General features: G+C 47.1%; 5 protein-coding genes and 1 pseudogene. All 6 read right to left on the reverse strand.

What is annotated here, in order from left to right; translation table 11 throughout:
* A pseudogene (locus tag AC6RV6_RS03040) lies at positions 1-602 on the reverse strand (hypothetical protein); the annotation flags it as partial.
* 39 nt (positions 603-641) lie between these two features.
* Entirely contained in the window at positions 642-776 is a 135-nt protein-coding gene (locus AC6RV6_RS03045; RefSeq protein ID WP_500238839.1) for a hypothetical protein, read from the reverse strand.
* Positions 777-1,180: 404 nt separating this feature from the next.
* Positions 1,181-4,663 carry an SBBP repeat-containing protein gene (locus tag AC6RV6_RS03050; RefSeq protein ID WP_500238840.1) on the reverse strand — a complete coding sequence of 1,161 codons (3,483 nt, stop codon included), beginning with the start codon at positions 4,661-4,663 and terminating at the stop codon, positions 1,181-1,183.
* Positions 4,660-13,686, reverse strand: coding sequence for a S8 family serine peptidase (locus tag AC6RV6_RS03055; protein WP_500238841.1), 9,027 nt, complete (start codon positions 13,684-13,686; stop codon positions 4,660-4,662). Before AC6RV6_RS03055 ends, AC6RV6_RS03050 begins: the two co-directional genes overlap by 4 nt.
* A 367-nt stretch (positions 13,687-14,053) precedes the next feature.
* A complete protein-coding gene (locus AC6RV6_RS03060) occupies positions 14,054-14,515 on the reverse strand; it encodes a hypothetical protein (RefSeq protein ID WP_500238842.1) in 462 nt (153 codons plus the stop codon).
* An 11-nt stretch (positions 14,516-14,526) separates the two neighbouring features.
* The coding region (locus AC6RV6_RS03065) for a S8 family peptidase (RefSeq protein ID WP_500238843.1) at positions 14,527-16,850 on the reverse strand (2,324 nt) is incomplete at its 5' end.

Below are 16,850 nucleotides of genomic sequence, written 5' to 3' on the forward strand. Positions count from 1 at the left end.
TCGACTGGATTAACCGGATCGACTGGATTGACTGGATCGACTGGATTAACCGGATTGACCGGATTTGTAACCTCTGATTCTTTCAAAAAATTAATCAGATCCCAAATATCTAAGTTTGCGGGTTCGATATCGCGACGATAAACTCGATGGTCTGGTGAAAAAAGTGTCCTGAAGGTATCATGGGAGCTAGCGGCTGGATTATAACTCGATAAATCGAGTTCTTTGAAGATGTTATCCTGTGCAACTTGTTGGATTTCTGGTAATGAAAACCGACTCTCCTCTACATGAGGAACGACAAGATAGTAAAATTGATCGGGGATATGCTGTAAATCTTTGGGAATAAACTTAAAAAAATCGATTTGCTCCAAGTAAGGTAAATTTTCCTCAGAAGCCAAGCCCGGTATATCGTTCCACCAATTCTTAGTTGGATTACCGTGCTCATATACGATAGAACCATTATACGGTTTCGGTGTCCACCAAAGGTATGGGATTTGCAACGAAGAATCAGAATCGAATCGCACAAAACCACTACTAATAGTATCGTACTTGTATCCTCCTGTTTGCAAATATTTATCTAGATCGTCTAAGAATACCGCAGGCATTTTCCGATGTCCTCCAAAAATAAATCGAGATTATCTGTTTTATCGATCGCCCGATCGCGTCGATAGGGGACTCAATAGGCAGTGAACTCTTTTCTGTACGGTCTTCAGGAAAAAACGCGATCGCGCTCCCTCATGTTTTCCTTTGGTGACTCCTGAATTTTTTATGCGGGGCAAGGCGTATTTTTACAAAACTTTACAAAATATCTTTCCGAATCGCGATCGCTTTTCTTTCGTCCTCTCAGTGCGATCGTACCTCTCTTTCTCTTCTAAAAAAATGCGATCGCATTGCTTATATTTAGCGACAAATTCTCCATTTTTACAATACAAATGATGAGCATATATGGGCAATGGTGTAATTGCATTTATTCTCTTGTTGTCGATCCGCCAGGGAATGGAATTCCCTGTCTCATATGAGAAGTCCTCTTCAGAGGACTGTACTCATAAATTTGAGGGAAAATTTCACGATCGCAATCCATTTTAATGGATTTTTTTATGAGACGGGGATTTTTAATCCTCGGCGGATCGCGATACACGCAACATTTTTGATGGGTGCGATCGCTATATTCTCCCATCTATTTTTAAGGATTCCCTGCAATTAAAGCAGCCGAAATCCATTGATTTGTTCCGGCAATACGATACCAAAGAGAACTCGCTTGTCCTAACTCATTGGTGTAATCAATAAACTGTCCGTTTGCCCATTTATCAAAGGTTAATTGGGTATTCGGTCCCACCCATCCGACTTTAGCATAACTGGTACTCGGACCGGCTCGCAGATTGGAATTAATGGTAGAAATCACGCGACCGTTAAAGTTAATCGGTTCCCAAGAAAGGTCGAAGTAAGCATCGCCACGTTCCTCATAAAATTGCGCTTCAATGTCGTATTGACCGTCGTTAGGAACGGAGAAGGTAACAACTTGATGTGCACCGTATGCCTGTTGCCATTGATTTTCTGGGGTAATGAAGACTTCTTGCCTCGTCGTCCGGTTGCGGGCGAGAATTTGGAAACCATCGTCTCCTTGTATGTGCATTTGATAGTTGCGTCCGGCTTCGAGGGTGGCTTGAGTGCGGGCGAGGATGGCGTAATTATTATCGGGCAAGCGCACATCATTTAAAGCTGCATTGGCTCCCCAATTAAAGGATAAACCGGACTTGCCGTTGCTGCGAACGTTACTGCCAAGATTCACGGTACCGATTTTACTGCTCGGGTCGCCTCCACTGGCGAAAATGTTGGCGGGGGGTTGGTTGCCCAGTTTGCGATCCCACCAGTAGAAGTTAGTTTCCCATTGGGTTTGAGGGTTGACAAAATCTTGGAAGGGTTGCGCTTCTTCGAGGGTGAAGTCAACAACCGACTCTGCGGCATTCTCGTAATAATCCACGTAGAAGTCGTATTCGGCACTTTCAGGGACTTTGAAGAAGATGGTACGGGGGGCATCGTTGACACTGCGATCGCGCCAATCTGCCCCATCTCCGCTCACTACGACGCTATCTCCGATCGCTTCACCCGTAGCGGCGTTTTTCAGGTGGAACCAAACGCCATCATCGGATCGGGTGGTAATTTTGTACAGTTGTCCGGCTTCAAATTGGCTGCGCGTCCAAGCACGCATGGCGTATTGGTCGGTTTGGACGGCGGGATCGGGACTACCAAATCCCCAATCTCGTTTTAAGGAGAGTTTGCCATTTTCTGCTTGTTCCCCGAGGTCGAGGGTGGCGACGGGGTTGGAAAAGTCGAAGGTATTGCGATCGGCGGTGGAGGGATAGGTACGATTGATAAAGCTGGCATTCCAGTGGTTGAGGGCGATCGCATCACTTTCTAAGGTCATGGTTGCACCGGTCACGCGATCGCTATTCCCATCCGTAACATTAGTTTCAATGGTGACGGTTTCGGTGTAGTCCGTTGCGGGGGTGAATTGCAGGTCTTGCAGGACGGCATTCACGTCTTCGGTTGCCCCTTCTACGGTCAATACACCGTTGTTAAAGGTCATTGAGGCATCGTTGGTCGTTGTGCTGCTTAACGTGCCTGCATTGGCATCAGAGAGGGTCAGGGTGACGGTGAGAGTGTCTCCCAAGTCAGCATCGTTAACAGCAATATTTTTGAGGTCGAGGGGCGTATTTTCGCTGTAGGTTTGGGTGAAGTCGTATTTGGCTAAAATTGCGTCATTTCCGCCGCTATTGGGTTGGTCTGCGAGGGTATTGGTTGCCCAACCGACGACCCCGATACTCCCATCGTTATTGACGGTTAATCCGGTAATGCTATCGCTTCCAGTCGTGCCAAATTGTTGATTCCAGTTGAGATTTCCGTCTTTGTCGAAACCGACGATAAAGGCATCGTGAGACCCGGCATTTTGTCCCCCTAAGTCTCCTTGAGTACCTCCTGCAAAGTAGACGTTGCCTTGGGAATCAATGCCCAAACCATCGCGATAATAGGCACCTCCGTCATTTCCCGACGTTCCCAGTTGTTGCGCCCAAACGCGATCGCCATTACTATCATATTTCATTACAAAAGCATCCCAGTTCCCCTGATGTTCTCCTGCGAGATTACCTTTGGTAACTCCGGCGATGTAGATATTGCCCTCGCGATCGCTTTTCAATTCGTGCAGAATATCATCCTCTGGGATGCCGAGTTGGGTTGACCAGATTTCGTTTCCGTCGGGGTCGTATTTGCGAATAAATCCATCGCGAATTTCTTTGGAAGCGTCCCCATCGGGAGAATTCCAGACGGTCCCTCCCACATAGATATTCCCTTGGGGGTCGATACTGATACCATCGACTGCATCTTTACCCTCTGTGCCAAATTGTTTCGTCCAGACATTGTTGCCGGTACTATCCAATTTGACCACATATGCGTCGTGTTTGCCGGCGTTGGGTTGACCGTTGAGGGAGTCTTTCACTTGACCTGCAACGTAGACGTGGCCGGTGTCGTCGGTGGTGAGTTGGAATGCGGCATCATCGCCGATACTCGCAAAAGTCTGCTGCCAGATTTGTTGTCCGTTGTTGTCAAATTTGGCGACGAGGGTATGCTTATCCCAACTGTTTGCACCTGTTGACCCGGCAATGTAGATGTTACCATCGCGATCGCGTGCCAGTTGTCGCATCCATTCATTTTCTGTACTGCCAAACTGCTGGGTCCAGATTTGATTCCCTTCGCTGTCGTATTTGGCAAGGAAAGCATCTTGTTGACCCGCGTTTTCATCTTCGAGATCGCCTCGGGTTTCGCCGAGGATGTAGAAATTGCCATCGCGATCGCTAATAATATCTACAGCTTGGTCGTGTTGGTCGGTGCCAAATTGTTTTAACCACTGTTGGGTGGGTTCGACTTGTAAAGTGGGAGTATTATTTTCCCCAGCAATACCATATTGAATATGGTCGATTTCTGTGCCGCGATTGCCGTCGGGGAAGCTAATTTTTAAGGTTGAAATGCCTTTTTCGTAGCTGACTCCAAGGAAGCGATCTTCATCGGTTCCCCCGTCGTGACGATTATCGCCGTAGTCAATGGTTTGGATACCGAGGGAATTTCCACTGCGATCGAAGGCTTCAAAAATCACTTTACCCGATCCCAATCCGGTTGTATCGCTGCGTCCTAAGTCGGTTAAGGCAAATCCTGCATGGGTGGGAAGTTGTCCGAGGGTTTGTTCGTCAAAAGTTAGAGTTAAATCTCGCACTCCCACGGGATACCAACTGCTACCCCCTTGACCGTTACCGTCAATGCTGCCATCATCTGCATCGACTGAATCAACTGGGTTGGAATTGCTAATGACTTGACCTTGGGAAATACTCAGTCCGGGGGTGTTGAGTTGTCCATCTTCAAAAGTTTCGAGATGGAAGTAGGAGAAGGTTTCATGTTTGAAAGGACTGTCCTCAAAACTCAGATAGGGGGTATCTGGGGTGAAAAATTGCGGGGGTTGCGTCCCTTCTAAGGTCATCGTTGCACCTGTCACCGGGTCGCTATAGGGGTCGCTGACAGATGTTGCAATGGTGACGGTTTCGGTGTAGTCGGTTGCGGGATTGAATTGCAGGTCTTTCAGGACGGCGTTAACGTCTTCGGTTGCCCCTTCTACGGTCAATACACCGTTGGTAAAGGCGATCGAGGCACGTTGGTCGTTTTGCTGGTTAAGGTGCCTGCATTGGCATCAGAGAGGGAGAGAGTGACGGTAACGGTATCGCCTTCCGTATCGTTGACGTAAATGCCGTTGAGGTCAAAGGGAGTGTTGGCAAAATAGGTTTGAGTGTGGCTATATTTCGCAACAATGGGATCGAGAGACCCTGCATGGGTTTGTCCCGGGACTGCACCGGAAACCGCACCCGCAACGAACATATTGTTATTATCATCAAAGTCTACGTGATACAAACTATCCCAACTGGGGAAACCAAACTGTTGACTCCAAGTGCGATTCCCATTTTTATCAAATCCTGCAACAAACGCATCTTTAGTCCCTGCGTGTTCGTTTCCATCTAAAGAACCGCCAATGTGTCCGGTAACATAGATTTGATTATTGGCATCAATTCCAAGACCGTAAGAATGGTCGTCTCCTTGGGAGTTTGAATTGGTATTATCTTGGGCAAATTGTTCAGTCCAGAGAATGTTACCGTCTTTGTCAAGTTTGGCAATAAAGGCATCGCGATCGCCTTCATAATTCTCCCCTTCTAATGCTTCTGAGACTGCACCAGAAATGTAGATATTGCCGTCTTCTCCGATCGCGATCGCTTCTCCGGCATCAGAGTTCACAGAACCAAATTGACGATTCCAGAGAAGATTACCATCGCGATCGTACCGCGCTACAAGGATATCATGGCTGCCTGTATGAGTTTCTCCATCCAATGTTCCTGCAACATAACCCGTGACGATAATATCCCCGGTGTTTGGGTCGATCGCAGTATCGGTGACGTGACTGGTACTCGATGCGTTGGTCGAGGTTAATTGTCGCGTCCAGATTTGATTTCCATCGCTATCCCATTTCATAATCAAGGCATCGTGACCGTAGTAGCTACTCGTACCGTCCATGATGCCTGCGGTGGCTCCTGCGGTATAGAATGAACCCGCATCATCGGTGACGATGGAGAAAAAGCGATCGTGTTCGCGAGTTCCCACTTGTCGCGACCAGAGTAAGTTACCATCGCGATCGTATTTGGCAAAGAAAGCATCGGAAGAACCCAAGGCCGGATCGCCATCTAGCGATCGGTTTGTTGCACCGACAACATAAGCATTTCCTTCATCATCCGTGACGACTCCTTTGAATGCGTCGTCTCCATCAGATCCTAACGTTTTTGTCCAGAGTTTATTTCCTTGAGAATCGTATTTGGTGAGGAAACTATCCCCCGTGTCCCCAACTGCTACATCGCGACCTTGATAAGTGTTCCCGTCAACGTCTCCCGTGACCCATCCTGCAAGGAAAACATTTCCTTCTTTGTCCACTGCAACATCTTCTGAGAGTTCGTAACCGCTACTTCCCAATTGTCGCACCCACTGTTGTGTGGGTTCTACTTGTAGGGTCGGTGTATCGTTGGGAGTAACCGCGATCGCAACTTCTACCTCTGTCTCAGAATATAATTCGCCATCGAAGGCTTTGACGCGAAATGCGGGGACGCGATCGCCAGACGTATCGGGAGTCCAAACCAGAGTTTCCCCGGGCTTCAAGGGCGTTCCCGAAGCCACTGGGATGTTGTTGTGGGTGAGGGTGCCGTTGCTGGGGGAGAGGATTTGCAGGTCGATTCCCCGGTTCTCGATATCCTTCGCATCCGATGCAGCGAGGAGGTCTTCGTAGGTGAGGGTGAAGGGTTGTCCTTCTTTGGCACCGGTGAAGGAGGCGATCGCGGTTAAAGTGGGGCGATCGTTGGCGGGAATTCCCGTGAGGGCGATCGTTCCGGTGTGGGTGCGATCGGCGACGGTAATTTCTGTGGCAATATTTAAGGCACCGTGGGCATTATTGCGGGGGGTAAATTGCAAGTCTGCTAACAATCGATTGATGTCTGCAATCTCTCCCGATGCTTGCCAAATGCCTGTTACGGGGTCGTAGGTGGAGGTGACGTTACCCGAAGTTGCCGGTGCAAGACTGCCTTCAGTGGGACGGGAGAGGGTGAGTTTGACCGTTGCTTCTCCATCCGGATCCGTGACGAGGATATCGCTCAAATTGAGAGGGGTATCCTCACGATATGCCAAGTGTAGGGTTTGATTCGGAGGCGTGGCAGTATTGAGGAGAACATCGGGTTTAATATCGCCGATAATCAGGTCATCAATGCCAAACCCATCATGTTCGTAATTGGTGTTGGTTAAAGTAACAGAAACGAAGGGATTTTCAAGGTCTGTGACTCCAAAGAAAGTCGCTTCTCCCCAATTAATCCCACCCTGTCCGTGAGGCACGATTAAATCTTCCGTGCTGCCATCTTCTCGGTGTAAAGTGACAATAACTTGAGAACCGCCATCTCCTGCATCAGTTGTGGAGAATCCAAAAGCAGATTGAGGATTTTCAAAGTCAATTTTAATCGTTTTCGATTCTGCATAATGGAACATATATTTATCCCCAGAAATCGGGTAAGTTCCATCACCGTTATATCCTCCTGTCGAAAAGTCTCGGATGCTGCGAATCCCTGAAACAGTTGCAGTTTCATCGCCAAACTTTAAAGTAGTGGGAACGCTTGCATCGACATAACTTTCCAGATTTTCGATTTTGACGTTCTTCAGATTAGCAAGAAACTCATTTCGTGCCTGATCCGAGTTGGGAGTATTGGTCAAAGAGGCATCATTTCCATTGGGATTAAAGTCTTCCCCAAAATAAGTCCACGTCCAGTCATAGCCTGCTTTTGGTGCAGGATCGTTGTCGATGATAGTAGCAAGGCTGCTGCTATTATTTCCTGTATAAACCGTCCCATCTGCAACCTTGATAACAACAGTTTCATTGCCTTCATATTTGCTGTCATCAAGAGGATTAACAAACAAGAAAACATAATCTTTATTAGCAGGAATTGTAACAGTATTTGGGAAGTCTTGGTAATCAATTCCCTTAATTGCTGTTCCTGAAATATCAAGATTTACTGTTAATGCTTCGGTTTCGTTTCCACCTTCGCGAGTAATCTCAAATAATGCAGCGAATCCATCTTCATCGACAACAGGTATAACAGATTTGATCGCAACGGATGCTAATGTTTCATCATCAACGAGATTAAACTCGATCGCATTATCTCCCCCCAATTTATACCCCAGTCCATCCGAAACATTAACGCTAATCTTTTCTTCTGGTTCATATTTGAGATCGTCTTTCGGAGTCAATGCGATCGTAACAGAAGACTCTCCCGCAGGAATTTCCACCGTCTCCGGTAACGCTACAAAATCCTCTCCATTGACCGCACTTCCTGCAATATCCAGATTCACCGTTAACGGTTTCTCCGTCTCTCCCGTCCGAGAAATGGTAATACTAACCGGATCGCCATCTTCATTCACCGTCGTTTGATTCGTGGTAATCGTAACGCTGGGTTGAATGTAGTTTTTAGAGACCCAGAAATCGCGATCGCCTGCATTTTCCGCACCCAAATCTCCCTGAGTGTACCCAGCAAGGTAGACATTCCCACTGCGATCGATTTCGATATCCATTGCAATATCTTGTTGACTGGTTGCAAGAACTTCCGTATCGAGTAAATTACCCTCACTGTCATATTTCACCCAAAATGCTGATTGTCCCATATTAAACTCACCGTTAATCGTATTATTTGTCCAACCTGCAATGTAAATATTTCCCTCATTATCTAGGCGAATTCCTTTAGGATGATCCTTTCCTGTACCTTCCATTTGACGAGTCCAAACTTCCTCTCCATTCTCGTCTAATTTCATGGCAAAAACATCGGTAGAACCATGATTTATCTGATTATTTAAGTCCCCATCAGTTTCGCCAGAAATGTAAATATTACCATTACTATCTACATCCACAGAAACAGAACGATAATTATAGAGTCCAGGACTTTCTGCTGTCGTCGTCCCATATTGTTTCGTCCAAACCTCATTCCCATCAGCATCATACTTCGTCACGAAAATGTCGCTTTCTCCTGCATTCGTACCTCCCAGATCTCCCTCAGTAATGCCAACAGTGTAGATATTGCCATCTGCATCGATTGCTACATCTAGTCCGTGTTCTTGTTCTACTGTCCCCTTTTGTTCGATCCAAATTGGATTTCCATCCGGGTCATATTTAGCCACAAAATTATCGGTTTGACCAATTTTCTCTGCTCCAAATACACCCCAAGTCCATCCTGCAATAACAACATTACCATCAGGCGCAATTTTTAACCCTCCCGCCCATTCATGATTTTGCGTCCCAATAACTTTCTTCCACAACAAATTACCCTCGCTGTCCCATTTTAAAAAACTAATATCACCTCCTCCAAGCGTCGTATCTCCATCTCCATAACCGATCGCAAAAATATCACCATTTTCATCAACCGCAACTTCAGTATAGTAATCATATCCAGTTGTTCCTGCTTGTTTAGTCCACAATTTATTTCCTTCTGCATCGTATTTCGTAATAAATGGATCCGAGTAACCACCCGAGTGCGTATTGCCATCTAAATCGCCGTAAGTTTGTCCGACAACATACACATTACCATCGTCATCAACCGTAACACCATGAGCGCGATCGCTTTCCGTCGTCCCCATTTGACGAATCCAAGAATTATCGGGAATCGGTGCTTTATCTCCCGATTTTGTTCCATATACATTTAACTTCCATTGTGCTAAGAAATTATGTTGCTCATAATACTGAGGATAATCGTAAGCACCGCCATACTCCTTATCTGTCACCTCCAAACGCCATTCACCCGCAGCCGACTCACCCCAGTGCCGAACCGAAGTAAACGTCCAATCATAACTTGTCGGTGAATGGGTTTGAGCATACTTTAGAGTGTCGCGATGGGATTCTGCCAACACCGATCGCGTCCCATCGGGAGAAACGAGAACAATTTCCAAATCCCCCTGATACTGATGATTGCCGAGAAATTCCACCTCAACCCACTCCACCTGCATATCGTCTGTGGGAGGAATGGTTAGGGTTGAAACGAGAGTTTCCCCCGTATCGGGTTCATCCTTATATAAATCCGGGATGAGGTCGAAGATCGGGGAGACTGTCGCCGTTACGGTATCGTATGGGGGTAAAGGAGTCCAATTTTTCGCCAACTCTACCGCCGCATTCGCATCGACTGCCCCAAAACCATACTTCGGATTGATCCAATAACCTCCCCCATTTTGATACCATCCCTCATGTTCCCGTTCTGGCTCCGTATAGCGATCGCTCGGATCGTTCATTTGGGCCGTTTTAAGGAGAATTGCTTGGACATCCCGATATGTTAGGTGAGGATTGGCTTCCAACATCAAAGCAATGACCCCAGACACCAAAGGAGCCGCCGAAGACGTACCGCCAAAATCCTCCCCTGTTTCCGAATAGGATGCGATCGTGTAATCGTTGTCATAATCATTCGTCGTCACGATGGGGCGATCGCTGCCGTCCTTTGTCCCAGAACTTGAATGAGCGGAAACTAACAAAGGTGCGCCGGGAGCGCTATAGGTCGCTTGTTTGCCGTTACGATCGATCGCAGCAACCGCAATGGTATGGCGAGAATTCGCAAAACTGTTATAGTTGACATTGCCGTAACGCGCTCCCTCCTCATCCTTTTGATTGTTACCCGCCGCAAACACATAAATATTCCCCAATCCACCGCGACCATTCTCAACGCCTTGTTCGATCGCGTCTTCTCCATCGGGTAAAGTCGTAAAAATTTCCGCCAAGCCCCAACTATTGTTATAAATATCAATGATATCTCCTTCGTGAGATAAAGCAGAAAAGGCTTCATCCGCACTCAATCCATCTACTCCCATCCGCAATCCCGCCCACTCTGCTCCCGAGGCCACTCCACTCCCGCCGATTCCATTGCTACCACTGGCCGCAGCTACGCCTGCCACTTTTGTACCATGGTGATTCTCCGTCTCAAAATTCAACTGTAAATGTTGCAGATATCCCATCTCAGCGCTCGGATTTTCGATCAGGAGCACCCAATCTTTCCCCAAAGCACTCTCCCTATTTAACTCAGTAATAATGCGAGACACTTTACCCGTGCTATCGAGTTCGAGAGGAATCTCGATCGGGGGATTCGGATCCAATTGCGATCGCCGATAAACCAGCGTAACCGTAAAATCTTGACTTTGAGGATGGTCGATCGCCAAATCAACAGAGAGGTTGGCGATCGAGCCGTGAATGGCAGAAGCGAACTTATAGCCAATTGTTCCGGGATAAATCGGCTTTAAACCCGATAATCCTGCCGTTGCCTGCAAAATTGCAGAAGGGATATTATCTCCTTCATCAAAATCGTAACTTAAATCTTGGTTGTAATTGGGCAACAAATCCGAATGGGTCTGTAAATTGCGATCGCCATCTTCAACCGCAAAACCGCTATCAACGATCCCAATTTCCACCCCTTCCCCAGAAGCGCCGTGATTCTCCCATGCTTGACTGATATTGGCATCAAAATTCCCATTGCTTTGCAAGTGCCACTGAGTACCATCTGTAACTAAAGGTTCGGTATCGGTAGGAGTATAAAAATCTACCCGTTTGGGAACGAGGGGATAGGCATATTCAATGCCCTTACGATCCAATTGTGCCGCGATCGCTGTTGCATCCATGCCTTCGGGAAATTGCCAAGTATGAGTATTGAGAATGCGCCCCGTTGCGCCCAAATTCACAGCCCCGATCGCCTCTGCCAAATCTGCCGCAGATTGTCCCGCTTGCACGCTAACGACCCACTCTTGCGTTCTTTGCAGGAAATGGGGATCGTAACTGCTTAAATCCAACGCCCGAGCGAGCGATCGTTTCACCCGCGAGGATAGCTCCCGACCTTCCGGAGTCGATAATACCGTAAACGCCTTGGTCTCCATCTCCCAGCCCACATTAGAAGAATCGTAAGCGAGGGCTTGCAAGCGATAGTTACCGGGGGCTAAAATGCCTAAATTTCGTTCAAAGAGAGCGCTTTCTGACCTTTGAGGGATAAATTCCTTCACATCTTCCAATTGCTCCCATTCTCCCTCATCCTTCTGCAACCAAAACTCAATCCGTTGCAAATCCTGCGTTCCATCGCGATCGCTAAGTTTGCCCGCTAAAGAGACTGCTTCTGTGGGATTGTAGAAGCGATCGATAACAAAATTTAGATTGTGAGGCAGATAATTGGGTTCGGGAGAAGGACGATCGCTCGAATTGCCGCTTCCTTCAATATATTCAATCTCCTCCAATTCCTCAGAAACCTTGTAAGTACTGGCATTCGTCGCCGCCGCTAAATTCACCGCCGCCGCAATATTCAACAGTCCCGACCCCGTTTCGCCATCTTCTCCCCAAGTACCGAGATCCCGTGCTGTTTTGCCGAGAATATCGATGACTTGTTGGTAACTTAAATCCGGATTCGCCGCCCAAACTTGGGAAATCGCCCCTGTTAAACGAGAAGCTGCAACCCCCGTCCCAGCCATCGTTCCCGCCCCACTTCCAAGAGTAGAAACGACAGGATTTTCCTCCGTACCGCCATCCGTCAGAATATCCAAACTTTCCCCAAAATTGGAGTAATCAGCCCGTTCTATACCCTCAGAACTTCCCACAGTGATAATATTATCGAACTCCCGCGAAGCCTGTGCCAACGCAGAAGGAATCCCCCCATCATCTCCCACCGCAACGACTAAAATAACTCCATTTTCTCGGGCATAGGCGATCGCATCCCGTTCCTCTAAAGTCAATTCATAGCGAGTATTTCCGTCTCCATCGACAAAAGGAATGCTGATATTGGCAACAGCGTGAGGTTGTTCTGATTCAATAGCCGTATTGACAAATTCCGTTAGAGAATCGCTCCAAGTCAAAGCATCGGCACGCCCTACCCACAAAGGCGCTTCGGCATCGATCCCGTCAATGCCAAAATCGTTATCTGGCGTTGCGCCAATCATTCCCATGCGGTGGGTTCCCGCTTCGTTTCCTTCTTCGGGGGCAATGAAAGGATTTTCATCCCCATCGATCCAATCTCGTCCCGTTTGAATATTGTCGTAGTCAAAATCGGGATTGTTGTCGCTAAATCCCGTGTCAATAATCCCGACAAGAGGGCGATCTTCAATCGACGCATCCGGTAGGGACGTTGCCGGTAATATCCCTACATTATCGGTTTCCTCATAGGCTGTAACATAATCGAGAATGGCTTCTCCCATTTCTGTCTCTCGCCAATCGTGACTCGAATCCACGACTTCATCCATGGAGATCGCTTCTCCCGTTGCCCCGCGAACTTGGAAAATCAGGTCGTTATAATCGCGATCGAACCACTTGTGACCCTGTTGTACGTCCTCCATAACAAACGTATTGCCGTCCCCCGTCACGTCGGCAATTTGTCCCAGATGTAAGGCATCGTCGGGGTTAGCCGTCGAGAGAGAAAATAAGGGTGCTTTGGAGCCGCCTATATTCGGATTTTCGTAAACTTCTTCGATTGTGCCATTGGGAACGAGCATCATCCCAAACTGCTTCCCCACTTCCATTTTGAAGGTTTTAACCTCCTTGTATTCCCCAGAATTCCAGTCTTTTCCTTCTCCCAAATCTCCATCAAACCTTGCTCCCTCGAGGCGATCGCGAATTACCGTATAGCCTTCTGTTGTATTAGTTAGGGCGCGTCGTGCCGCCTCTCGTATGAATTCCTCGCTACCGGGAGTTTCGTCCAAGTCCTCCAAACTAAAAATTGCTAATTCAAATTGATATTTGCCGCTATCGAAGAGAAAATCGATGCCTACTTCACCGCTTTCTCCTACGGTAAAGTAACCCGACTCGAAGGCGAGAGGGTCAGATTGGGAAGGTGCAAAGGGAATGTATTCGAGGTCGTCTGCGAGTGCCGAAAAAATATCGCCATCGGGTACATCGCCATCGAACAAATCCTCAACTTCGACAATTCCGCTCGGGGTCAGGATGGGTTCGAGAATTAAGGCTTGGTATTTCGGGCGGGATGCGTTTGCGGAACGAAAGAAGAATTTGAATAGGCGATGAAACATGACAATCTCTATGATAGGTAAAGTATTGGATTGGGATTGAGGAAATCGCATCGACTTCTAGAATTTCTTTGGAGATAGAGGGAATTTTTATGCAGGAGAGAATTTTTTCTGATATCTCGCTACATTTTGTCCAAATCCGGCTTTAGTCGCGATCGCGCGTTTAACCCAAAAACCAAAGAAAGGGCGAGAAATCCCAATAACAATAAAAAGAAGGGTTTGCTCCAAATCCAACGCAGCATTCGTGCGGGAGCACGACTCTGTAAGATTAAGGGCAAGCGATTGAGTATCTATTCAGTTCTTTAGGAGAAGATGTTCGTTTTTATGCCAATCAATCGCGAATTTAATATAACTTTACATTTTTCCTCTAAAAAATCCGATAGAGGGAGTTAATTCTCTATCGGATTGAACCCGAGGGAAATTAAGGATTTGCCAATTGTTGCGATCGCTGTTTTAGCAAGATATGCAACTCTTGTTGATAGCGAGAAATTACCGTTTGCACGGCAGAGACAGAAGGTTGGTATTTGGCTTTAATGCCTGCCAACTTTTGCGTTGCTTCGTCTCGATGTTTCGCCGCTAAATCGGCTGCTTTTTGGTATTCGTTGCGGTTGGCTTCGGCTTGTGGGTTATGTACTAAACCATACACCGGAACATTAGAACACTTTTTCCGAAACCAGCGACGGCGGCATTTCCGGTAATAACTCACAATGCCTTGAGTTCTGATTTGTCCGTTCCAGTGGTTGGCTTGATTTTGAGCGTCAAGCCGTTGTTTTTCTAACTGGTCAACCAAACTTTGCCCTTGGTCGATTTGTCCTTGATACTGCTGCAAGGCTGACTGAGATGCCCGAATTTGGGCTTGTTTCGCAGCGATAAGATTGTCCAATTCAGTCAGCCCTAGGGAAAACGGGATTCGTGTTCGGTGGGAATGCCACCCGGATGCAGCATTAATCCTACCATTGATTCGCGTTGTGCATCTGTTAATTTTTGCTCCCCAATGACAGCAAGAATTTTCAAAATCCCATCAGGATCGTTATTAAAGAGCGGATAGCCATAAGCACTATTGACAACACTCTTATTGGGATCGTTGAGGAAAGGTGCTAAGACTTGCTGTTGAGCAGTTGTTAGACTATTCCAAGCATTTTTAAGTTGAGAATTGTTGACTTTTGGATCGGTCACGGGTTGACCCACTTGAAACTTATCCCAACCATTATTAAGACCGTTCACAACATAATAGGCAAGGGATTGTTGCTGACTTTGTGATAAACTTCCCCAAATTTCCAACAAAGGCAGAATTCCATCGGGATCGCTGCCATCTAAAAGCGGGCGATATTTGGCAAGATTTCCCGTCAGACCATTGAGTAAAGGATTGCGAATGTCATTCTTTTGTTGGGTGCTGAGAACTTTCCAAGCAGCCTCAACTTTTAAGACATCTTCAGGAATTTGATTGACAACCACTTTCTCAACGTTGCCTTTTCCTTTAAACCATTTAATGCCCTGATAGATCAGGTAGCCAACCCCACCAACTAAGCCGATGCCCCCCAAGATCGAACCCAATTTACCGATAATGGGCAGACTGATAAATTTGCCAACAATACCTGTGAGGAAACTGCCAACTTTGCTCAGGAAAGGAATTACCTTAGAGATAACGCTCTTGACTGTTTTGACAACAAACTTAACAACTTTTGAAACAACCTTAACCACAGATTTGACGACTTTGACAACTGTTTTAAAAACTTTCTTGAAGAATCGTCCAATTGCCTTGAAGAATGTCGGGCGTTCTTTCGAGCCGATCGCACTGCCAACCGTCCCGATCGTTGCATTGGTAGCTTCTTGTTGGAGTTGGTTGATAACGTTGTTATCCGTTGCCGATTTGACTGCTAAACCGAGATTTAATAAGCCGGCACCCGTGGCTAAATCCCAACCCGTCTCGCCTAAATCTGTAGCCGTACCTTTGAGAAGGGCTTTCACTTCAGCGAAACTTAAGTCCGGATTGGCTGCCCATACTTGCGAAGCCGCCCCCGTGACCTTCGCTGCTGCGATAGAGGTTCCCGCGATCGCATCCACCCCTTCCGGTTCTGGGGAGGTTTGCGAACTCAACAACTCTTGCAAGGCTTCTAAAGCCAGTTGTTCTTCTTCTGGAGAAGTGGCAATGATATTGGTGAAAGTTTGCTGTTGGCCGTTGCCGCCGACAACTGTGAGGTTTTGGGAATTGCCCGAAGCCATCAAACGCTGTACGGCGGCTTGTTTTTCCGAACTGAGGCGATCGAATCCGTCAACGCTTTCGATACTGTTAGTCTCGCTATAGTCATTGACTCGCGTTCCATACGCTAAGATATCCAAACCCTCCCCATGACTGGAGTATTCGGCGCGGTTGGCTTCTCCATCCGCCGCTCCGACGGTAATGATATTATCAAATTCCTCCGAGGCTTGCCCTAATGCAGACATCGTATCAATGCCTTCATTTCCGGCAGCAACCACCACTAAAACATTGTTATCGCGGGCATATTGGAGGGCTTCTCGTTCTGCAACGGTCAATTCTGTGCGGGGCGTTCCATCGGAATGTGCCAAGTCAAAACTCAGGTTAACAACGGCATTGGGTTGACCTGATGTTTGCGCTGCATCGACAAATTCCGTGAGAGAATCCGCCCATTGACCCGAGCCGATCGCGCGACCTAACCAGACTTTCGCATCGTCATTCACGCCATCAATGCCAATGTTATTTTCTTGGGTTGCACTAATGACTTCAAGGATTTTCGTTCCGTGGTCTGCATCTTCATGGTTTGCAGATAGCAGAGGATAGTCATCATTGTCGATGCGATCGCTTCCCCAAATAATACGATTGTTGTCGATATCGGGGTTTCCTTTGGCAAATCCGGTGTCGATGACTCCAATTAAGGGTTGGTCTTCAGATTTGAAGTTATATTGACTCGCTAAAACGTCCGCATCAGCAAATTGGTCTTGCTTCAGTTCTTCGATCGCTGCATCGAGTTTACTTTGGGCAGTGACAAGAAATTCATCAATGTTGTCTTCTGTGAGTTCTACATCGATCGCCGGATCTTCAGGAATTTCGAGGTCGGGGAATAATGCAGTTAATTGGTCATCCAATACATTGAGATCGTCACTAACTCCGGGTAAAAGTTCCTCGGTAATCTTTTCTTGAATCGGATCGAGTTTATCCACCGGATCGGGATTAGAATCATCCACAGGATCGGGATTAG

The sequence above is a fragment of the Spirulina sp. LEGE 11439 genome, from assembly GCF_059821285.1.